Source organism: Micromonospora sp. TSRI0369 (assembly GCF_001905625.1).
Classification (GTDB): Bacteria; Actinomycetota; Actinomycetes; order Mycobacteriales; family Micromonosporaceae; genus Micromonospora; species Micromonospora echinospora_A.
Window position 1 is genome coordinate 982750 of the sequence record NZ_LIVU01000001.1, and the last position, 20884, is coordinate 1003633.

The 20884-nt window shown below is 72.9% G+C and carries 19 protein-coding genes and 1 pseudogene; 7 read left to right on the plus strand and 13 right to left on the minus strand.

The window, feature by feature from the left end:
- The first annotated feature begins 57 nt into the window (after nt 1–57).
- From AMK25_RS04835 to AMK25_RS04845, 3 genes are all read left to right on the plus strand, one after another.
- The gene (locus AMK25_RS04835) at nt 58–1167 is read left to right on the plus strand and encodes an NAD-dependent epimerase/dehydratase family protein (RefSeq protein WP_073826917.1); all 1110 of its coding nucleotides are present in this window, start codon (nt 58–60) and stop codon (nt 1165–1167) included.
- Complete coding sequence (locus tag AMK25_RS04840; RefSeq protein ID WP_073827088.1) at nt 1164–1970, plus strand: WecB/TagA/CpsF family glycosyltransferase; 807 nt, start codon at nt 1164–1166, stop codon at nt 1968–1970. Before AMK25_RS04835 ends, AMK25_RS04840 begins: the two co-directional genes overlap by 4 nt.
- A gap of 93 nt (nt 1971–2063) precedes the next feature.
- Nucleotides 2064–2666, plus strand: coding sequence for a hypothetical protein (locus tag AMK25_RS04845; protein WP_073826918.1), 603 nt, complete (start codon nt 2064–2066; stop codon nt 2664–2666).
- Here the strand turns inward: AMK25_RS04845 and AMK25_RS04850 are convergent.
- The 3 genes from AMK25_RS04850 to AMK25_RS04860 form a co-directional block, all read right to left on the minus strand.
- Nucleotides 2634–3032, minus strand: a complete 399-nt coding sequence (locus tag AMK25_RS04850) for a hypothetical protein (protein WP_043327626.1) — start codon at nt 3030–3032, stop codon at nt 2634–2636. The genes AMK25_RS04845 and AMK25_RS04850 overlap by 33 nt on opposite strands.
- 136 nt (nt 3033–3168) lie before the next feature.
- Nucleotides 3169–3390 carry a DUF397 domain-containing protein gene (locus AMK25_RS04855; protein WP_073826919.1) on the minus strand — a complete coding sequence of 74 codons (222 nt, stop codon included), beginning with the start codon at nt 3388–3390 and terminating at the stop codon, nt 3169–3171.
- Nucleotides 3360–4241: a helix-turn-helix domain-containing protein gene (locus AMK25_RS04860; protein ID WP_073826920.1), complete on the minus strand. Its 882-nt coding sequence runs from the start codon at nt 4239–4241 to the stop codon at nt 3360–3362. The genes AMK25_RS04855 and AMK25_RS04860 overlap by 31 nt, the downstream gene beginning before the upstream one ends.
- 608 nt (nt 4242–4849) lie before the next feature.
- Between AMK25_RS04860 and AMK25_RS04865 the strand changes: the two genes are divergently transcribed.
- Together AMK25_RS04865 and AMK25_RS04870 are read left to right on the plus strand one after the other, a co-directional pair.
- A complete protein-coding gene (locus AMK25_RS04865) occupies nt 4850–5137 on the plus strand; it encodes a hypothetical protein (RefSeq protein ID WP_073826921.1) in 288 nt (95 codons plus the stop codon).
- A gap of 98 nt (nt 5138–5235) precedes the next feature.
- Nucleotides 5236–5691 (plus strand): hypothetical protein, encoded by a 456-nt coding sequence (locus tag AMK25_RS04870; protein WP_073826922.1) that lies wholly within the window; start codon nt 5236–5238, stop codon nt 5689–5691.
- A 24-nt stretch (nt 5692–5715) separates the two neighbouring features.
- Here the strand turns inward: AMK25_RS04870 and AMK25_RS04875 are convergent, their stop codons facing one another.
- Nucleotides 5716–6594, minus strand: coding sequence for a PASTA domain-containing protein (locus AMK25_RS04875; protein WP_073826923.1), 879 nt, complete (start codon nt 6592–6594; stop codon nt 5716–5718).
- A gap of 98 nt (nt 6595–6692) precedes the next feature.
- On the minus strand, nt 6693–7364 hold the full coding sequence (locus AMK25_RS04880) for a PASTA domain-containing protein (RefSeq protein ID WP_073826924.1): 672 nt from the start codon (nt 7362–7364) through the stop codon (nt 6693–6695).
- 104 nt (nt 7365–7468) lie between these two features.
- Here AMK25_RS04880 and AMK25_RS04885 point away from each other — a divergent pair.
- Nucleotides 7469–8638 (plus strand): annotated as a pseudogene (locus tag AMK25_RS04885) (hypothetical protein); the annotation flags it as partial.
- A gap of 499 nt (nt 8639–9137) precedes the next feature.
- Here the strand turns inward: AMK25_RS04885 and AMK25_RS04890 are convergent.
- Both AMK25_RS04890 and AMK25_RS04895 read right to left on the minus strand, forming a co-directional pair.
- Nucleotides 9138–10616, minus strand: a complete 1479-nt coding sequence (locus tag AMK25_RS04890) for a glutamate--cysteine ligase (RefSeq protein WP_073826926.1) — start codon at nt 10614–10616, stop codon at nt 9138–9140.
- Between the two features lie 252 nt (nt 10617–10868).
- Nucleotides 10869–11450 carry a YceI family protein gene (locus AMK25_RS04895; RefSeq protein ID WP_073826927.1) on the minus strand — a complete coding sequence of 194 codons (582 nt, stop codon included), beginning with the start codon at nt 11448–11450 and terminating at the stop codon, nt 10869–10871.
- A gap of 101 nt (nt 11451–11551) precedes the next feature.
- Between AMK25_RS04895 and AMK25_RS04900 the strand changes: the two genes are divergently transcribed.
- A complete protein-coding gene (locus tag AMK25_RS04900) occupies nt 11552–12043 on the plus strand; it encodes a MarR family winged helix-turn-helix transcriptional regulator (RefSeq protein WP_073826928.1) in 492 nt (163 codons plus the stop codon).
- 268 nt (nt 12044–12311) lie between these two features.
- Here AMK25_RS04900 and AMK25_RS04905 read toward each other — a convergent pair whose 3' ends face one another.
- The 6 genes from AMK25_RS04905 to AMK25_RS04930 all read right to left on the minus strand — a co-directional run bounded on the left by AMK25_RS04905 (nt 12312) and on the right by AMK25_RS04930 (nt 20831).
- Nucleotides 12312–14849 (minus strand): ATP-binding protein, encoded by a 2538-nt coding sequence (locus AMK25_RS04905; protein ID WP_073826929.1) that lies wholly within the window; start codon nt 14847–14849, stop codon nt 12312–12314.
- 101 nt (nt 14850–14950) lie between these two features.
- Nucleotides 14951–16099, minus strand: a complete 1149-nt coding sequence (locus tag AMK25_RS04910; protein ID WP_073826930.1) for an acyl-CoA dehydrogenase family protein — start codon at nt 16097–16099, stop codon at nt 14951–14953.
- 90 nt (nt 16100–16189) lie between these two features.
- Nucleotides 16190–17722 (minus strand): acyl-CoA carboxylase subunit beta, encoded by a 1533-nt coding sequence (locus AMK25_RS04915; RefSeq protein ID WP_073827089.1) that lies wholly within the window; start codon nt 17720–17722, stop codon nt 16190–16192.
- 133 nt (nt 17723–17855) lie between these two features.
- Nucleotides 17856–18776 carry a hydroxymethylglutaryl-CoA lyase gene (locus tag AMK25_RS04920; protein WP_043330791.1) on the minus strand — a complete coding sequence of 307 codons (921 nt, stop codon included), beginning with the start codon at nt 18774–18776 and terminating at the stop codon, nt 17856–17858.
- A gap of 25 nt (nt 18777–18801) precedes the next feature.
- Nucleotides 18802–20139, minus strand: a complete 1338-nt coding sequence (locus tag AMK25_RS04925; protein WP_073827090.1) for an acetyl-CoA carboxylase biotin carboxylase subunit — start codon at nt 20137–20139, stop codon at nt 18802–18804.
- A 77-nt stretch (nt 20140–20216) separates the two neighbouring features.
- On the minus strand, nt 20217–20831 hold the full coding sequence (locus AMK25_RS04930) for a TetR/AcrR family transcriptional regulator (RefSeq protein WP_073826931.1): 615 nt from the start codon (nt 20829–20831) through the stop codon (nt 20217–20219).
- Nucleotides 20832–20884: the final 53 nt, after the last annotated feature.

The following is a 20884-nucleotide window of genomic DNA, read 5'->3' on the forward strand; positions in this document are numbered from 1 at the left end:
CATATCGCGGGGCCCTTGCTTCGTATCGGGGCGTTCCGGACGTCACGCTATGCTCCGATGGTTTCCCTGCCTCCCATGGACCAGGAGTGGCGTGTGACTGTCGCGTTGGTGACCGGTTCCGGCGGTCTGATCGGCTCCGAGGCGGCCCGGCACTTCGCCGGACTCGGTCTCGACGTGGTCGGCATCGACAACGACATGCGGCGGTACTTCTTCGGCGAGGACGGCTCGACCGCCTGGAGCCTCGACCGGCTCGCCGCCGACCTCGGCTCCGCGTACACCCACCACGCCGTCGACATCCGTGACCGGGACGGCCTGGAGCAGGTCTTCAAGCGCTACGGCAGGGACATCGCCGTGGTGATCCACAGCGCCGCCCAGCCGAGCCACGACTGGGCCGCCAAGGAGCCGTTCACCGACTTCGACGTGAACGCGGGCGGCACGCTCAACGTGCTGGAGAACACCCGGCGGCACGCGATCGACGCGCCGTTCATCCACTGTTCCACGAACAAGGTGTACGGCGACCGGCCGAACTCGCTCCCGCTGATCGAGCTGGAGACCCGCTACGAGCTGCCCGAGGACCACCGCTGGTACGACGGCATCACCGAGGACATGTCGATCGACGAGTCGCTGCACTCGATCTTCGGCGCCTCGAAGGTCGCCTCGGACGTGATGGTCCAGGAGTACGGCCGCTACTTCGACATGAAGACCGCCTGCTTCCGGGGCGGCACGCTGACCGGCCCGGCGCACTCCGCCGCCGAGCTGCACGGCTTCCTGGCGTACCTGATGCGCTGCGTGATGGAGGGCCGGACGTACAACCTCTTCGGCTACAAGGGGAAGATGGTCCGGGACGCGATCCACTCGCACGACGTGCTCACCGCGTTCGAGGCGTTCTTCCGCGAGCCGCGCTCCGCCCAGGTCTACAACCTCGGCGGCGGCCGGCACTCGAACACCTCGCACATCGAGGCGTTCCGGATCGCCCAGGAGATCACCGGTCGCGAGGCCCGCATCAACTACGTCGAGCAGGCCCGCACCGGCGACCACCAGTGGTACGTCAGCAGCATGGCCCGGTTCGAGGAGCACTACCCCTCCTGGAAGATCACGTACGACGTGCCGATGATCCTCCGCGAGATCCACGAGGCCAACGTCGACAAGTGGGTGCCGAAGGCATGAGCGCCGGGACCAAGCGCAACGTGCTGGGCGTCGGGGTCGACGCGACCGACTACGCGCGGGCCACCGAGGCCGTGGTGGCGGCCGCGCACGAGCGCCGCCCGCTGGCGCTCACCGCGCTCGCCGTGCACGGCGTGATGACCGGCGTGCTCGACCCGGCGCACAACGCCCGGCTCAACTCGTTCGACGTGGTCACTCCCGACGGGCAGCCGGTGCGCTGGGCGCTCAACCTGCTGCACGGCGCCGGGCTCACCGACCGCGTCTACGGCCCGGAGCTGACCCTGCGGGTGCTCGCCCGGTTCGCCGAGGAGGGACTGCCGGTCTACCTCTACGGCTCCACCGAGGAGACGCTGTCCCGGCTGGTCCCGGCGCTGGAGCGCAAGTTCCCCGCGCTGAAGATCGCCGGAGTCGAGCCGTCCAAGTTCCGCGCCGCCACGCCGGGCGAGGACGCCGAGATCGCCGACCGGATCCGGGCCAGCGGCGCCCGCCTCGTCCTGGTCGGGCTGGGCTGCCCGCGCCAGGAGGTCTTCGCGTACGCCATGCGCCCGCTGCTGGACATGCCGCTGATGGCGGTCGGCGCGGCGTTCGACTACCACGCCGGGCTGCTGCGCAACCCGCCACCGTGGATGCAGCGCGCCGGGCTGGAGTGGTTCTGGCGGCTCGGCCTGGAGCCCAAGCGCCTGTGGCGCCGGTACGTCATCCTCAACCCGGCCTACCTGGCCCGGCTCGCGGCCCAGAAGACCGGGCTGTGGAAGGCCACCCCGCCGACGCCGGCCACCACCCGACCGGCCACTTTCGACGTCTGACCCGCCCCGACGACCCCTACGGGCCCGGATACGGGACGAACCGGGGTGCCGTCCCGGATTCGGCGAACGTCGAAACGGGCAAGGCTAGGGGGCATGGATGACCGTCTCGCCGTGCTGCTTCCCGTCGCCGCCGTCTGGCTGGCCGCCGGCCTGGTCGCGGAGGGCCTGCCCGGGCTGGACCGCGCCCGGGCGCTGCGCCGGCGTACCGGATGGTTGTCCGCCCTGGTGCTGACCGGCCTCGCGCTCACCGCGGCGGTCCTCGCCGCGGGCCTGCAGAGCGCCGGTGACACCACTGTGGACCGGGCCGCCGCCGCGCTCGGCGTCGCGGCGGTGCCGGCGGCCGTGGTGGCGGTCTGCACGGTACGGCGGGTCCGGCGGCTGCGGTCCGGCGCGGGCGCGTTCGCGGCAGCGCCGGGAACACCCGCCCCGCACGGGCTGCGTGCGGCCGCGGCGCACCCGCTGATCGCGCTGCCGCTCCAGGCGACGGCGCTCGCGGTGCTGGTGGCGGTGCTGCCGGCGGTCGGCGTCGACCTGTTCGCCGCGCCGGGAGTGGCCGGCCCGGTGATCACCGTCGCGGTGCTCGGTGTGTGCGCGATCGGGGTGCGCCACGCGCTGCGGCACAACCGGCTCGCCGAACGGGCGATGCCGGCCGCCGAGGTGGTGTCAGCGCGACCGGCTCGCGCCCTGCACGTATAGCAGCTCCAGGATCGCTCGGGTCGCCTCGAACCAGCGGTCCAGCCAGCCGGGCGGAGGGACGCTGCCCTTCGGCGGCAGCTCCATCAGCAGGCCGCGCAGCAGCGGGTGGTCCACCAGGGACTCCTGCTGCTCGATCGGCCAGCCGCTCGGTGGGAAGGACGGCTCGGTGAGCGGGTTGGGGTCCAGCGACGGCAGGGACAGCGGCGTCGCCGCCTGCTCGGGCACACCACCCTCGCGGGCCTCCTCGCCGTCACCGGAGACCACCTCGGTGAGGACGGTGTCCCGGCGGGCACCCCGGTACTTGCCACCGAACCGCTCGGGCTTGCCCGGGCCGCTGGTGAGGTTCTCTGAACCGATCGTCGTCATCCGTCTCGCCTGCCTCGTTCGGTTGCCGATCCGTGCGGTTCAACGAGGCGGATCGAAACTGGCGACGGGTGCGGAGCCCGGACGCGAATGGTCCCGCCCGGCGGCGTTGCCGGGCGGGACCACGCTGCGGTGCCGGTCAGCTCCGGCCGAACGCGCCGCCCCGGGCGCGGGCGACGAAGGCCTGCCAGTCGTCCGGAGCGAAGACCAGGGCCGGGCCTGTCTTGTCCTTCGAGTCCCGGACCCCGACCGCCCCGGTCACGTACGCGACCTCCACGCAGTTGTCGCAGTTCGGCCCGCTCTTCGAGCTCTTGAACCACGTCGCCTGTGTCAGGTCCACGGGGAACTCCTTGGTCGCCATTTCCACAGTGGCTCCTCTGCCAGTTTCGCGATGTGTGCGATGGATTCCTCCGGGCGTATGGCCGCTGCTCGAATGTGATCGAAGATGAAGCTGTACTTCTGCAGTTCGTCGCTCTTCTCCAGGAAGAGCCCACCCGTGGCGTTCTCCGCGTACACGACATCGGGATCGCTCGGCTCGGGGAAGCTGAGGATCGTGAAGGTGCCGTCCATGCCCGCGTGCGCACCCACCTCGAAGGGCAGGACCTGCACTGTCACGTTCGGCAGTTCAGCCACCTCCACCAGCCGCTTGAGCTGACCACGCATCACCGCGTCGCCGCCAACCGGCCTGCTCAGCACCGCCTCATCGAGCACCACCCACAGATCGACCGGATCGTCCTGCGTCAACAACGACTGACGGCCCAATCGGACACGCACTCGTTGGTCGACCTGCTCGGCGGTGAAGTCCGGCCGCGCCGCCCGGATCATCGCACCGGCGTACTCCTCGGTCTCCAGCAGCCCCGGCACGACCTGCTGCTCGTATGCCCGGATGTTGCTGGCCGCGGCCTCCAGGCCGACGTACGCCCCGACCAGCACCGTGCTGTACGGATGCCACCAGCCCTTCTGCCGGGCCTCCCGGGCGATCTGCACCAGCTCGTCGCTCTCCGCGCCGACGACTCCGTAGATGCGGAGCATGTCGCGTACGTCGCGCGGCGTGGCGGTGGTGTGCCCGGTCTCGATCCGGGAGACCTTCGACGCCGAGCACTCCAGCTGCTCGGCGACCGCTTCTATGGTGATGCCCGCGGCCTCGCGCTGCCGGCGGAGTTCCGCCCCCAGCCGGCGCCGCCGGATGGTGGGGCTGCGCCGTTCGGTCACGGCGCCTCCTCGGCTCGCGACTGCGTCACAGTCACCCGGCTACCTCCGGTCGGTCGCGCCCCGGTTGGGCACCCACCGCGGGCGCGACCGGCGGGCGGTGGGCGAGCGTTCGCGGCAGGGGTGGTGCCGGTCATCGACCGGCCGCGACGGGCGAAACCGGCGTCCAGTGTGACGCCCCGATACCTGACGCTTCAAGTTTCCTGTTCACGTGTCCTCCTCACCTATCCGCAAAACACGACGTGCAACTTGCATGTCGCACGTCGCTGTAGCACTCTGTCCGTATGGCACGGGTTACTCACCGTCTTCGAACGATCTCCGGGCGTGGTGGTACCACGGTCCGTGGGACGGCCGGAGGGGAGCCGTCCCGCGCCGTGCGACCTGCCCCGGAATGAAGACCCCGTCGCTGCACGCCAGCTCGGCTGCGGCGGCGGGAGCGGTAACCGGGAGCAGCCGGGTGATGGTCGGGTGGCGGTCCGCCACCGCGGGTACGGCCCGACCAGCACCGACCCAACGACCGCCGGTCCACGAGGCAGACCCCCGTCATCGGACCGCACCGACCCCGTTCCGCCTCGCCGGTCCCGACCGGCCGACCCTCCCCAGGAGCCCATGTGCTTCCCCGCTCCGGTGACGTACTGCACGTGACGCGCGCGGCGAGTGTCCAGTTCTTCCGACCGATCATGTTCCGGGTGATCCGGGTGCTCGACTGGCCGACCTACGACGGTTGGCTCTGGCTCGACGGCTACGAGTTGAACGCGGCGGGGGACGCGGTCAACCGGAGGTCGATCTTCGTACTCGAAGAGGGGTTGCAGCAGGTCCACGCCGCGCCGGTGCCCCGGCAACACACCGTCCGGACGGCCCGCCGCCCGGTGGTCCGGACTCCGGTCCGGGTGGGCTGACCTCACGATTCCCGGTCGGGAGGGCGTGCCGTCGCCATAGAATCGGTACGCCCACCCCGGCACGTTCCACCCCGCGCGCCATGGACCCTGAACCTGGGATGGTCATGGTCAATCTGCCCGCCGCGCGGCGGCACCACCGGTCCCGTGTCGGCTATGCCCTCGGGCTGTTCGTCTTCCTCGTCGTCGCCACCGCGCTCGCGCTCGTGGTGCGGCACCCCGCCTTCTCCGCCACCCAGCAGCTCGCCGAGCCCGTACCGGCCCCGGAGATCACCGTGGCCGGTGAGGACGGCCGCGCCCCAGCCGGCGAGGACGCCCGGGCGGCGGCCGGCGAGGAAGAGGAGGACGGCTGGTCTCCCACCGACCCGTCGCAGGACGAGGACGATCCGGACGCCGACACGCCGCCCGCAGGCGCCGGGGGCGGCGAGGCGCTCGCCGAGCGGCCCGTCGACGACACGAGCGACCTCAGCCGGTCACTGTTCTACTCCGGCCTGCTCGGGCTCGCCATCTCACTCGCCGGCCTCGGCCTGGTCGGCACCCGCCGACGTCAGTGGTGAGCGTCCCGACGCCAGTGGCGGGCGTCAGGGCGTGGTGGTGGTCGCCGGGGCGGAATCCGGCGTGCTCGGGCCGGCGGTCGGCGGCGCGGGTACGGCAACCACGATGGTGACCCGGTCGCCCTCGCCCACCGGGTAGCCGGCCTCCGGATCCGTCGAGATCACCGTGCCGGCCGGCCGGTCCGACGCCCGCCGCTGCACCCGGTAGTCCACGTCCAGTCGGTCGAGCGCCGCCCGGGCGGCAGCCTCCGGCAGCCCCACCAACGGTGGCATCGGCACCTCGACCGCCTCGGTGGTCGGTGGCGTGCTCGGCGGGGAACTGCTCGGTGCGGCGCTCGTCGGGGCGGCACTGGTCTGCGCCGAGGTGCTCGGCACCGCCGACGGCACCGTCCCCGGATCGGAGTCCTGGTCGGCGGCGCGCAGCGCCAACCACACCCCCACCCCGATCAACCCCAGCAGGAGCAGCGCCAGGATGCCCAGCAGGATCGGCATCCACCAGCGGCGTCCGGCCTGCTCGTCGCCGTACCACTCGCCCCCCGGCTCGGAATAGCCGGCCGGTCGCGGCGGGGGCACCCCGGCCCGGCCGGACCAGGCGCCCACCGGCTCCTGCGGGGTGGTGGCGTCGAGCGGACGCCGCGACGGTCCGCCGGGCCCGCCGGGCAGCGGACGGGTGGCGTCCCCCGCGTCCGGCCGCAGCGCGCGGGTCGCGTCGCCCTCGGCGGCATTGCGCGGCAGGGCGCGGGTCGCGTCGACATCATCCCCGCCCACGTCGCGCGGCATCGCCGAAGTGGCGTCGTCCCGGGGAAGCGCGCGGGTGGCGTCGGCGTCCTCCCCGGCCGGATCCCGGGGCATGGCGCGGGTCTCGTCCGCGTCACCGGCGGGAGGATCCTGACGGTCGTCGCTCATGGCACGTCCTTTCCCCACCGGGACGGGGCGCACGGCCCTCGGTCGTCCACCGTAACGGGCCACGGCCACGTCGGCCGGGATCAGCGCGCCCGCGCCGGTCAGCCAGTCGGCGACGGGGTGGCGCCCGGCGACACGGACCGGGTGTCGCCGCAGGTCAGCACCACCTGGTCGTTCCACCGCGCCGGGCTGCCCGCGACCGGCTCCTGCGCGGTGACCGGACCTTGGCGGCCGGTGCCGTACCGGGGATAGAGACCGGCGTCCACCAGGTCGTCGGCCGCGTCTGAGCAGGACAGCGTGCCCACGTCGGGCACGGTGACCGCCGGGGCCGGTCCGGTCACGAACAGGGAGACGGTGACACCGCGCTTCACCGGCGTGCCCGGCGCCGGCGAGGCGCGCTCCACCGAGCGTCCGCTGCCGGTGCCGAAGACCAGTCGCCAGCCGAGCCGGCGGTCCCGCAACTCCCGGCGGGCCTGTTCGAAGTCGACGCCCACCACCGCCGGCACGGTGAGCCCGGCGGACGCGCTCGTCCGCGTACCGGTCGGGGCGGCGGCCGTGGTCGCGGGTGGCGTGGTGGCCGGCGCGGGCGTCGAGGCGGTGACAACCGGCGTGGCCTCGCCGGAGGCGGCCGGACGGTCCGGGTCGCCGGCCAGGATCCAGCCGGCGCTGCCCCCGATCACCGCCAGCAGAACCACTGCCAGGCCACCACCGAGGAGCAGCCTGGCCCGTCCCGGGCCGGTGCCGTCGCCGTCCGGTTGCCGCTCGTCCGTCATGTCCCCCGCCCTCGCTCATCGACGACCGTATCCACAGCTGCCAAACGGTCACGGCCCGTCGTCACGACTCGCCGCGCCGACCTCGGGACGTTACGCTCCCCGGCATGGTCAGTCGGGGCTGGGGAGGATCGACCGCCGCCGCGCTCGGCGTCGCTGCCGGCGCGGGCGCCGCGCAGCTCGGTTTCGGGTACGGGCTGGGCATCATCAACTGGGCGCCGACCGGCGCGGTACGCGTGGAGGCGGCCTGGGTGGCGAGCCTCGCCTGGGCGACCTGGATCGCGGCCACCTCGGTCATCGCCGGCGCGGTCTGCGCCCAGCGCCTGCGGGGCCGGGACGACGAGTCGCAGGGCCGGCCGCCCCGGCTCGCGCTGGTGCTCGCCGCAGCTGTCGGCGCGCTCGTCACAGTGCTGCTGGTGGCGGTGCCGGCGCGGGCGGCCCAGGTGCCGGACGTGTCCGAGCCGCAGACCGTCGCCGCCGCCTACGCCGCAGCGGGGCTGCTGCTCGGGATGCTGCTGGCCACCTGGGCGCTGCACACCCGCGCCGCCGCCACCAACCTCATCGCCACCTCGGGCTGGCTCTGGCTGCTCGCCGTCGTGTCGGTGGTCGACGGAGTGGTCGCCGGCCGCGGCCTGACCACCGCCCAGCTCGGCATCTGGCAGATCAGCGCGGACCGTGGCGCGTTCTGGATCCGCGACTACTTCTACTGGCCCGGCGCGCTGCTGTCGGTGCTCTCCGCGCTGGTGATCGGCGTGCTGGCGGCCCGGCGTGCGGCCCGCGCTCCGGAGGTACGGGTCGGCGCGGCGGCCTCCGGGGCGGCCGGACCGCTGCTCGTGGCGCTGGCGTACCTGCTCGCCGTACCGCGGCTCGCCGGGATCGCCGCCGAGCAGTTGTCGGCCCACCTGATCGCCCCGTACGCGGTGATCGCCGGTGTCGGCGGCTCGATGCTGATGGCGGCGCTCGCCCAGCGCGCCGAGCGCCGCGGCGCCGAGCGGGTGAGCGTCCCCCGCCAGCGCAGCGGCGAGCCGGACGCGATCGGCGGCGAGGCCGACCCGGCCACCGGCGACCCGGCCTCGAAGGACGGGCCCTCGGAGCCGGCCGGATCCGTGTCGGACCCGTCCGGCACGTCGTCGTCGGGCAGCTCCGGGGAGCGCCCGTCGGGCGTGTCACGCAGGCGCTCGGCCGGCTTGTTCGGGGCGCGGAAGGCCCGCCCCTCAGCGGCAGATCCGTCGAGCCCGTCGGCGGTCGGCCCATCAGACCCGTCAGCGGCAGATCCGTCGGGCCCGTCGGCGTTCGGCCGGTCGGCGTCGGAGCGGTCGGCGGCGGGCCGGTCGGCGGCGGATCCGTCGGCTTCGGAGCGGTCAGTGGATCGGGCGGCCGGGACGGACAAGGCACCGGACACCTCGGCCGACGCGCGTGAGGCGACGCCCGAGGCGGAGGACGGGCCTGGCGCAGCCGTCGGCCGGACCGGAACGGAGAAGGGTCGTGCCACCCGGTCGGCTACCGGCCGGCGGGGTCGAGCCGTCCCGCCGCAGCGGCAGCCCGACACCCTCGACCAGTCGAACCCGCAGACCAGCCAGGACGACTCCTCGTCGCGGTCAGGCAAGCCCTCGTCGTAGACCGACGCGGCTCGGCGGCTCGGCCGAATCTCGCCACTCCCGTCGATCTTGGAGTTGTGGCACCTCACAAGCCGCCCAAGAAGGGCATCCGAGGCGCCACAACTCCAAGATCGGCGGGGCGGAGGCGGGGGCGGGGAAGGCGAGGGCGGGGGCGGGGTCAGTCGACGGGCCAGGTGTGTACCGGCTCGTTGCTGCGCTGGAGTTCGGCGTACCGCTTGACCATGTGGTGCAGGGCGGCCTCCCGGTCCATGCCCTGGCGCCGCTCGGCCGCCCACACCGTCTCGGTCTGCCAGACCGCGCCGTTGCGGCCGGTACGGCAGCGGCCCTCGATCACGCCCAGCAGGCGATCGCGCTCGGCCGGGGCGACGCCGAACCGGTCCAGCCCCTGCTCGGCCACCGGGAGCAACGTCTCGAGGACGAGCTTGGTCACCGGTACGTCGCCGAGGCGCGGCCAGTGCAGGACCGCCTCGATGCCGCGCCGGGCGGCGGCGTGGAAGTTCTCCTCCGCCGAGCTGAACGTCAACTGGCTCCAGATGGGACGGTCCGCCTCGGCGAGGCCGCGGGCCAGCCCGAAGTAGAACGCCGCGTTGGCGAGCATGTCCACCACTGTCGGGCCGGCGGGCAGCACCCGGTTCTCCACCCGCAGGTGCGGACGGTCGTTCATGATGTCGTAGACCGGCCGGTTCCAGCGGTAGACGGTGCCGTTGTGCAGCCGCAGCTCGCCGAGCTGGGGTACGCCCCCGGCGTGCAGCACCTCGACCGGGTCCTCGTCCTCGCAGATCGGCAGCAGCGGCGGGAAGTAGCGGACGTTCTCCTCGAACAGGTCGAAGATCGAGGTGATCCAGCGTTCCCCGAACCACACCCGGGGGCGTACGCCCTGGGCCTTCAGCTCGTCGGGACGGGTGTCGGTGGCCTGCTGGAACAGCGCGATCCGGGTCTCCGCCCAGAGCTGCCGACCGTAGAGGAACGGCGAGTTGGCTCCTACGGCGACCTGAACGCCGGCGATCGCCTGGGAGGCGTTCCAGTAGTCGGCGAAGCTGTCCGGCGCGACCTGGAGGTGGAACTGGAGGCTGGTGCAGGCGGCCTCCGGCGCGATCGAGTCGGTGTGCGTACGCAGCCGCTCGACGCCGTTGATGTCCAGCTCGATGTCCTCGCCCCGGGCGCCGACGATCTGGTCGTTGAGGACGCGGTACCGCTCGTTCGTGGAGAGGTTGTCCGCGACCAGGTGGCGTTCGGTGAGCGTGGGCAGGATGCCGACCATCATGATCGTCGCGTCGGACTTGGCGGCCCGCTCGTCGGCGCGGCTGAGGCTGCTGCGCAGGTCCTGCTCGTAGTCGGCGAAGCCGCTGCCCTCGATCAGTCGGGGCGAGGCGTTCAGTTCGAGGTTGAACTGCCCCAGCTCGGTCTGGAACAGCGGGTCGGCGATGTCGGCCAGGATCTGGTCGTTGCGCATGGCCGGTTCCGCGGCGGCGTCGATCAGGTTCAGCTCGATCTCCAGCCCGGTCATCGGCCGGTCGGCGTCGAAGCCGAAGTCGTCGAGCATCAGTGCGAAGACGTCCAGGCAGCGCCGGACCTTCTGCCGGTAGCGGACCCGATCCTCGCGGGAGAAGGCGCCCTGGTCGACGTCTCTGCCCATGTGTCCTCCCGACGCCGGTGCGACGGAACCGTACCGTTCCGCAACGCATTGTGAACCATTCGCGTGGTGCGCGTAAGTGCGCCCCGTCCGCCGCCCGCTGGACGGGCGACAGATCTGCACCTGTACCCCGTCGGGGCCCTCACCAGCGCCGTCGGCCGGAGAACATCGCGTGACGATTCGCACCGCCGCGCGTACACGGGAAGGGCCCGCACCGTCGGCGGGACGGTGCGGGCCCTGCGGACCTGGCCGGGCTCAGCCCTGGCGGATGGCCTCGCCCTCGATCTCGATCTTGATCTTGCGGCCGACCAGGACGCCGCCGGTCTCCAGCGCCACGTTCCAGGTCAGGCCGAAGTCCTCGCGGTCGATCTCGGTGGAGGCGGAGAAGCCGAAGATGTCCTGCCCGAAGGGGCTGCGGCCGACGCCCTCGAACTCGACCTCCAGCTCGACCTGACGGGTCACGCCCTTGATGGTCAGCTCGCCGACGAGCACGAACTCGTTGCCGTCGCGGGACTTCACCTCGGTGCTGCGGAACTCCAGCGTCGGGTACTGCTCGACGTCGAGGAACTCCGGGCTGCGCAGGTGCGCGTCCCGGTCCGCCTGGGCGGTGTTGATGCTGGCGGCCTGGATGCTGGCGGTGACCGTGGACTGCATCGGGTCGTCGGCGACGGTGATGGTGGCGGTTGCGTCGGCGAACTCACCGCGTACCTTGCTGACCATCATGTGCCGGGCGACGAATCCGACACGCTTGTGCGCGGCGTCGAGAAGATAGGTACCGGGGGTGGGGATGGTGAGACCCTCCCAGTCGCGGGTAGTCGCCTCGGTGCTGCTGGTCATGGTGCTCTCCTCCGGGGAAAACGGTTTAGTATCCCAACGACTGACTGAGCAACTATAGCTACAGCAATATTCCCTGTGTCAAGTGTTGCTAGGATGGTGGCGTGGACCAGAACGTGTTCGACGATCCCCGGATCACCGCCGTCGGCCTCCTCGTCGAGGCGCACGCCGGGCTCTCCGCCCGGTTCGCCGCCCAGTTCGACGAGCACGGCCTCTCCCCGGTCGAGTTCGAGGTGCTCACCCGACTCGCCCGCTCACCCAACAACCAGCTGCGGATGACCGACCTGGCGGCGCAGACCTCGCTCTCCACCAGCGGCGTGACCCGCGTGGTGGACCGGATGGAGCGGGACGGGCTGATCCGTCGGCGCGCCTGCCCGTCCGACCGCCGCAGCTCCTTCGCGGTGGTCACCGCCGCGGGCCTGAGCCGGCTGGACGCCATCCTTCCCGGCCACCTGCGGATCATCGAGCAGTGGTTCACCGGCCAGCTCGATCCGGACCAGCTCGACGGGCTGCTGGACGGGCTACGCCGGGTCCGGGACGCGGTCCACCCCGGCGCCACGGCCGGCAGCACCGAATTGGCCGAGGACGCCGCCTGACGGTCCACTGCCGACGGTTCACCGCCCGGCGGCCCGCTGGTCGATACCAGCGGGTCACCGGCAGAACAACCGGCAGAACCACTCAGGCAGCCGGACAACCGGTGCATAACCCCCCATATCTCTCACAGTACCTCGGTAGTCTTCCCGCAGCGGGGGGCACCGGGGGGTGCTGGCGCGAGCGTCGAGCGAGGGGCAGCACCAGGGGGCTACTTCGTTCGCGCCACCCCCGCGCCCTCCGTCCTCCCCGGCCCGCCGGACGCGCCACCGGTCAGCGCGCCTTCTGACGCCGCGCCGCCAGGGAGAAGAGCAGCTCCTCCTCCCGCGGCAGCAGGCTGACCCCGGTGACCCGCCGCGCGTCGTCCAAGCGGTCCAGCACTGCCGGATCTCCGGTGCTGACCGCCAGCCCCACAAGCGCCTCGACCAGGTCGCGCCGCCCCGCGCCACCCTCCGCCGCGTCGGCCGCCGTGGCGAACCACTCCACCGCCAGTTCCCGATCCCCCCGGTGCAGCGCCACGTGGCCCTCGATCAGCCCGCGCAGCGCGTCCTCGGCGCGGGCGTCCGCGACCACACCGGGCGGATTCAAGCTCTCCACGACAGGCGGCCGGCGCTGACCCGGCACCGCACCCGAGGGCCACAGCTCGGCGGCCGCTGCCAGCGCCTCGTCGCCCCGGCCCTGACCGGCGAGCGCCAACGCGACCTTGCCGACCATCCGCCGCCGCCGACCGGGATCGCCCAGCTCCGCGAGCGCCGTCGCCACCCGGCGCCCCTGCTCGACCGCCTCCGCGTACCGGCCCTCCAGGCGGGTCAGCTCGGCCTGGTCGGCCCGCGCCAGCAGACGCAGGCGCCGGTCGCCGCACTGCGCCGCCAGCCGGTCCACGGTGGCCAGCCGCCGCCGGGCGTCGGCCAGCCGCGCCGCGCGTACGTCGTGCCAGGTGAGGTGCGCCTGGGCGACGGCCATCTCGCGTATCCGGCCGTGCCGGGTGGCCGTCGCCAGCGCGGCCTCGGCCTGCTCGCGGGCCTCGTCGTGCGCGCCGAGCCCGCGCAGCAGCACGCAGAGCACGGACCGGGCCGACAGCTCCCCGATCACGTCGCCCGCCTCGGCGAAGATGACGAGCGCGGCCCGGGCGGCCGGCAACTCCTCCGCGCCCGCGCCGTGCTCGACGGCCAGCCGTGCCGCGCCGAGCATCGCCCAGGCCCGCAGCGTGGACCGGGTGCCGGCGGTTCGCGGATCGGCCAGCAGGCGCCGCAGCCAGCGCCGACCGGAGACGTCCCGCCCGCGCAGCCGCCACCAGCGGGGCAGCGAGGCGGCCAGCAGCAGCGCCGTCTCCGGCGCGTGCTCGGCGGCGTACGCGAGGGCGGCGGTGATGTCGCCGGTCGCCTCGTCGAGCAGGCGTGCCACGCCGGGCAACTGTGCGCCCACCAGCCCGGGTGCGGTGCGGTGGACGAGCCCGGCGATCACCGAGGCGTGCCGGAGCCGGATCCCGGCGGTCTCGCCCTCGACGTCGGCCTGCTCGGCCGCGAAGTCCCGGACCGCGTCCAGCAGCCGGAACCGGAACGGACCGGCGCCCCGGACACTGAGCAGGCCCAGCTCGCGCAGCCGGTCCAGCATCGGTGCCGCGTCCCACCGCCTGCCGCCACCGGAGAGCAGGTCCTCGGCCAGCTCGACCGACCAGCGGTTGCGGAACGCGGAGAGCCGTCGCAGCGCGGCCCGGTCGGCCGGCGCGAGCAGGCGGTAGCTGCTCGCCACCGCCTCGCGCAGCGTCACCGTGCCGGCCGAGCGGTCGTCGGACTCCCAGCCGGGATGCGCGCCGGTCAGGTCCAGGACACGGTCGCCGTAGCGGTCGAGCAGTTCGGTGACGTCGAGGATGCGTCCCCGCGCCGCCATCAGCTCGATCGCCAGCGGCAGCCCGCCGAGGCGGCGTACCAGCGCGGCGAGCGCCGGCAGCTCGGCCGCCGTGGGCGGTTCGCGGCGGGCCTGGGCGAGGCGGGCGGCGAACAGTGCCGCCGCCGGCCACCGATCCAGGTCGGAGCGGTCGGCGGGCGCGGCGTCCGCGGGTGGCACGTCGAGCGGCGCGACCGGGCGGACCAGCTCACCGGGCAGCCCGACCGGGCGGCGGCCGGTCACCAGCACCCGAAGGTCCGGCGCGGCGGCGGTCAGGGCGCGAAGCGCCCCGGCCACCGGCTCGGGCGCCCGGTCGACCGCGTCGACGAGCAGCAACGCCGGCCGTCCGTCGAGCCGGCAGGCGAGGTCGGCCAGCCGGTTCACGCCGAACACCGACGCCGACGCGGCGAGCACGTCGGCGACGTCCGAGCCCTCTCCGACCAGCACCCCGGTCACCCCGCCCGGGTGCCGGGCCGCCACCGCGTGCGCGACAGCGATGGCGAGCGCGGTCTTGCCGACACCGGTGAGCCCGACCAGGCTCACCACCGGGTACGCGTCGAGCAGGCCGGCCACCTCGGCCACGTCCCGGTCGCGACCCAGCAGCGGCACGGGCTGGGGCAACGCGACCAGCGGTCCGGTGTCGGTGTCGGTGTCGGCGAGGCGCGGTCCGGGCCGGGCGGTGGCGACGAACTCCCGTCGGTCGTCACCGGCCAGGCCGAGCGCGTCGGCCAGCAGGTCCACCGTGGTGCGCTGAGGGCGGGTGGCCCGGCCTCGCTCCAGATCGCGGACCGTCCGCACGCCCACGCCGGCCCGGCCCGCCAGCTCGGCCTGGGTCAGGCCGGCGGCGAGCCGGTGCCCGCGCAACAGATCGGACAGACCGGTGCGACCACCTGGGCCCCGCGCACCGTCATGATCCGGAGTCATGGGCACGAAGAGTACGGATGGACTCCGACGCTCCACAGCCCATCGTCACCCACCCGACCGTCCCTCGCCGTTATCCGACAGGGCGCGGACGAGGGGGCCTCTCACATACCGAGGTCGCGGGCGATGATCATGCGTTGCACCTCGCTGGTGCCCTCGCCGATCTCCAGGATCTTCGAGTCCCGCCAGAAGCGGGCCACCGGGTACTCGTTCATGAAGCCGTACCCGCCGTGGATCTGCGTCGCCTCGCGGGCGTTGTCCACCGCCACGGTGCTCGCGTGCAGCTTGGCGATCGCCGCCTGGCGCTTGAACGGCTCACCGGCGAGCATCCGCGCGGCCGCGTCGTAGTAGGCCAGCCGGGCGGTGTGCGCCTTCATCTCCATGTCCGCGATCTTGAACTGGATGGCCTGGTAGTTGCCGATCGGCTGGCCGAACGCCTGGCGCTCCTTCGCGTACTTGATCGATTCGTCCACGCAGCCCTGGGCCAGGCCGACGGCGAGCGCCGCGATGGCGATCCGGCCCTCGTCCAGGATGCGCAGGAACTGCGCGAAGCCACGGCCGCGCTCGCCGAGCAGGTTGGCCGCCGGCACCCGGCAGTCGTCGAACGTCAGCTCGTGCGTGTCCGACGCGGTCCAGCCGACCTTCGAGTAGCCGGGCGCGACTGTGAAGCCGGGCGTACCCGACGGCACGATGATCGTGGACAGCTCCTTGCCGCCGTCCGGCCGCGTACCGGTGACGGCGGTGACGGTGACCAGCGCGGTGATGTCGGTGCCGGAGTTCGTGATGAACGCCTTCGAGCCGTTGATCACCCACTCGTCGCCGTCCAGCACCGCGCGCGTCCGGGTGCCGCCCGCGTCCGACCCGGTGCCCGGCTCGGTCAGCCCGAACCCGGCCAGCGCCTCACCGCTGAGCAGCCTCGGCAGCCACTGCGCCTTCTGCTCCTCGGTGCCGAACCGGTAGATCGGCATCGCGCCGAGCGACACCGCCGCCTCCAGCGTGATGGCCACGCTGGAGTCGACCCGGGCCAGCTCCTCCAGGGCCAGGCAGAGCGCGAAGTAGTCGCCGCCCATGCCGCCGTGCTCCTCCGCGAAGGGCAGCCCGAACAGGCCCATCTTGCCCATCTGACGGACGATCTCGTACGGGAACGTGTGCTGCTCGTAGTGCTCGGCGATGGTGGGCGCGACCACCTCGCGGGCGAACTCCCGCACGCTTGAGCGCAGCGCCTCCTGGTCGTCGCTGAGCCGGAAGTCCATCTGATCCTCCTGGTGGGACGGCGGTACGGACGGGCCGGGCGCTCGTGACGCCGGGGCGTGTGTCGGTCAGACCGGGGTGGGCGTGGGCGGTCAGACCGGGGTGACACCGTGGCGGCGCCGGGAGAAGTGCCGCTCCTTGCCGCGCGCGGCGGCGAACCGGCGTACCAGCTCGGCGCGCAGCTCGTGCGGCTCGACGATCGCGTCCACCACCAGCTCGCTGGCAAGGCGGACCACGTCGATGTCGCGCTCGTACTCCTCGCGCTTCGCGGCCACGAACGCGGCCCGCTCGGCCTCGTCCTCGATGGCGGCGATCTTGTTGGCGTAGACCGCGTTCACAGCTGCCTCCGCGCCCATCACCGCGATCTTCGCGGTGGGCAGCGCGATGGTGGCGTCAGGCTCGAAGCCGGGGCCGGCCATCGCGTAGAGACCCGCGCCGTACGCCTTGCGGACCACCACGCAGATCTTGGGTACTGTCGCCTCGGAGATCGCCGTGATCATTTTCGCACCGTGCCTAATGATCCCCTGCCTTTCCACAGCGCTGCCGACCATGAAGCCGGGCACGTCGCTGAGGAACAGCAGCGGCACGTTGAACGCGTCGCAGAGCTGCACGAACCGGGTCGCCTTGTCGGCCGAGTCGACGAAGAGCACGCCGCCCTTGAACATCGAGTTGTTGCCGACCACGCCGACGACCTCGCCGTTGAGCCGGCCGAACCCGACGGTCAGCTCCTTGGCCCACAGCGCCTGGATCTCGAAGAAGCTGCCCTCGTCGAGCAGACCCTTCACGTACCGGCGCATGTCGAACGCCTGCCGCTCGCTGGCCGGGACCAGCGCGGCCAGGTCGGCCTTCTCCGGCGCGGCCACGGCTTCGGCGACCGGCGGGTCCTGCTTCCAGTTCGACGGCAGGTAGGACAGGTAGGTCCGCACCACGTCCAGCGCGTCGTTCTCGGTCTTGCAGAGGAAGTGACCGACGCCGGACTCGGCGCAGTGCACCTTCGCGCCGCCCATCGCCTCCAGCGTGGTCTTCTCGCCGGTGACCATCTCGACCATGCGGTCCGAGCCGAGGTACATGCTGGCGTTGCCGTCCACCATGGCGACCACGTCGCAGAACGCCGGGATGTACGCCCCGCCCGCCGCGCTCGGCCCGAACAGCGCGCAGACCTGCGGGATCGAGCCGGAGGCGCGGACCTGGTTCCAGAAGATCTTGCCGGCGCCGCGCCGCCCCGGGAACAGGTCGACCTGGTCGGTGATCCGGGCGCCGGCCGAGTCGACCAGGTAGACCATCGGGACGCCGGTCGCGTACGCCCGCTCGATGGTCCGGATGATCTTCTCGACGGTGCGCGCGCCCCAGCTGCCGGCCTTGACAGTGGAGTCGTTCGCCATCAGGCAGACCTGGCGGCCGTCGATGGTCGCGGTGCCGGTGACCACGCCGTCGGCGGGCAGCCCGTCGGCCATGGCGTTGGCGTAGAGCCCGTCCTCGACGAAGGAGCCCTCGTCGACCAGGTACGCCACCCGCTCGCGGGCGAACAGCTTCCCCTTGGCGGCGTTCGCCGCGTGGTACTTGTCCGCACCACCGGCGCGGGCGCGCTTGCGCAGCTGCTCCAGTGCCTCACCGTCGAGCGTCACGCCGACTCCCGTTGCCACCGCCCGCACAGGGCGCCACCGACCTGAACGATCGTTAGGCTACCCCACCCGCACCCCTCCCGGCACCCCGCCACACCCCCGTACCCCATCCACCCCCGTGATCAAGGGACGGAGGTCAGGACGGGAGGGGAGTCAGGCGGGTGCGAGGGCCGGCTCGGAGGACTCCGGAGGGGAGCTTCTTGCCCACCAGGGTCTCGGCCAGCTCGGCGGCAGCGATCAGGGCGTCCAGGTCGATGCCGGTGTCGATGCCCATGTCGTGCAGCATGTGCACCGCCTCCTCGGTGGCCAGGTTCCCGCTGGCGCCCGGCGCGTACGGGCAGCCGCCGAGGCCACCGACGCTCGCGTCGAACTCGGTGACGCCCAACTCCATCGCGGTGAGCATGTTCGCCAGGGCGGTACCCCGGGTGTTGTGGAAGTGCAGCAGCACCGGCAGGTGGGCGTTACGGTCCCGCACCGCGGTCACCAGCTCGCGGACGCGCCGGGGCGTACCCATGCCGGTGGTGTCGCCGAAGGCGACGCGGTCCGCGCCGTCGCGGGCGACGCGGTCCACGATCGCGGCGACCCGCCGGGGGTCCACGTCGCCCTCGTAGGGGCAGCCGAAGCTGGTCGCCACGATCACCTCGGCGGTGGCGCCCGCGCCGTGCAGCAGGTCGATCAGCTCGGCAATGTCGTCCAGCGACTCGTCGGTGGAACGGTTGACGTTGCGGCGGTTGTGCGTGTCGCTCGCCGAGACCACCACCTCGATCTCGGTGAAGCCCGCCGCCAGCGCCCGCTGCGCGCCGCGGGTGTTCGGCACCAGCGCGGAGTAGCGCACCCCGTCGGCCTTCTCCGCCCGCTGCCACACCTCGTCGGCGTCGGCCATCTGCGGGATCGCCCGGGGGTGCACGAAGGAGACGGCCTCGATGCGCCGCACCCCGGTGCGGGACAGCGCGTCGAGCAGCCGCACCTTGGCGTCGGTGGGGATGGGCTCCTCGTTCTGGAGCCCGTCCCGGGGACCGACCTCACGGATGCTCACGGAGTCTGGGAGTTCCGCCATCAGGTTCACCTCACTGGGTCGAAGATCAGCGCATCCGGGAGACGATGCCGGTGTCGTAGTCGCCGGAGAGGAACTCGGGGTTCTCCAGCAGCTCGGCGAAGAACGGCAGGTTGCACTTCGGGCCGACGATCTCGAACTGGGCGACCGCCGCCCGGGCCCGCTCGACCGCCTCCTCGCGGGTGTCCCCGCTGACGATCAGCTTGGCCATCAGGCTGTCGTAGAACGGCGTGACGGTGTTGCCGGCGACATAGCCGGAGTCCACCCGTACACCCGTGCCGGACGGCTCGTTCCAGGTGCTGATCGCGCCCGGGCCGGGCAGGAAGCGCTTCGGGTCCTCGGCGTTGATCCGCAGCTCGATGGCGTGGCCGCGCGGCGTGAGCGCGTCCGGGTCGAACGTCGGCGCCAGCCCGGCCGCCACCCGCAGCTGCTCCTCGACCAGGTCGACGCCGTACACGTACTCGGTGACCGGGTGCTCGACCTGCAGCCGCGTGTTCATCTCCAGGAAGAAGAACTCCTGCGTCGAGGGGTCGAGCAGACACTCGACCGTCCCGGCGTTGCGGTAGTTCACCGCCTCGCCCGCCCGCACCGCCGCGGCCAGGAAGCGCTCGCGCAGCTCCGCCGAGACCGCCGGGGACGGCGACTCCTCGACCAGCTTCTGGTTGCGCCGCTGCACCGAGCACTCCCGCTCGCCGAGCGCCACCACCCGGCCGTCGGCCAGGCCGAGGATCTGCACCTCGACGTGGCGCACCCGGGGGAAGTACCGCTCGATCAGCACCGAGCCGTCGCCGAACATCCGCTCCGCGAACGCGCGGACCTTGTCGTACTCGGTGCGCAGCGCCGCCTCGTCGGCGGCCACGCCCATGCCCATGCCACCGCCACCGGCGGCGGCCTTGACCATCACCGGGTAGCCGATCTCCGCGGCGGCCGCGACCGCCGCGTCCAGGTCGGCCGCCGGCTCGGTGGTGCCGGGCGCGACCGGCACCCCGGCCGCCGCCATCAGGTTCCGGGCGTTGATCTTGTCGCCCATCGCGGTGATCGCGTCCGCGCCGGGTCCGACCCAGATCAGGCCCGACCCCTCGACGGTACGGGCGAAGTCCGCGTTCTCCGACAGGAAGCCGTAGCCGGGGTGGATCGCCTGCGCGCCGGTGCTGCGGGCGGCGTCGAGGATCGCGTCGGCGTTCCGGTAGCTCTGCGCCGGGTTCGCCGGGCCGACGCAGACCGCCTCATCGGCCTCGGTCACGAACGGCAGCGCGCCGTCGGCCTCCGAGTGCACAGCGATCGTCCGGATCCCGAGTCGCCTGCCGGTACGGATGATCCGCCGCGCGATCTCCCCCCGATTCGCGACCAACAACGATTCGATCATCTTCTGCACGGACGTGACCCCTTCTCGACGCAAAGCCGGGGTCCCTTCTTAACATGCGTTAAGGTCCGGGCGGCGTGTCAGGTCGGATCGGTGGGCGCGAGCAGGGCCGCGAGCGTCGCGCCGCGCAGCAGCTCGGCCCGGCGCCGGCGATCGACCTCGCCACCGAGGAAGGGCGTCGAGTTCATCAGGCCGAACGCCGCGTGGGCGAGCACCCGCGCCGCGCCGTCCGGCAGGCCGGGGTGCAGCGCCGTCAGCACCGTCACCCACTCCTCGACGTACATCCGCTGGAGCCGGCGGATCCGCCGGCGCGGCTCGTCCGGCATGCGGTCCAGCTCGTGCAGGTGCAGGGCGATCACCGCCGGGTTGGCCAGCGCGAACTCGACGTGGAAGTCGATCAGCGACTCCAGCGCGCCACGCGGGTCGTCCGGGTGACCGGCGGCCCGCTCCCGCCCGCCCGCGAGCAGCCCCTCGCTGACCGGCACCAGCGCGGCGACGAGCATCGCCTCCTTGCCGGCGAAGTGGTGGTAGAGCGCCGGCCCGGTGACTCCGGCCGCCGCGCCGATGTCGTCCATCGACACGCCGTGGTAGCCGCGCGCCGCGAAGAGACCGACAGCGATCTCCAGGATCTCGTCCCGCCGGGACCGGCGCCGGGCCGCGCCCGCCGTCCCCCGTGCCTGCTGTTCCACCGCCACCGGGCCAGCCTAGACCTCGGGGTCGATCTAGAGCAGCCGCGGTTACCCGACGG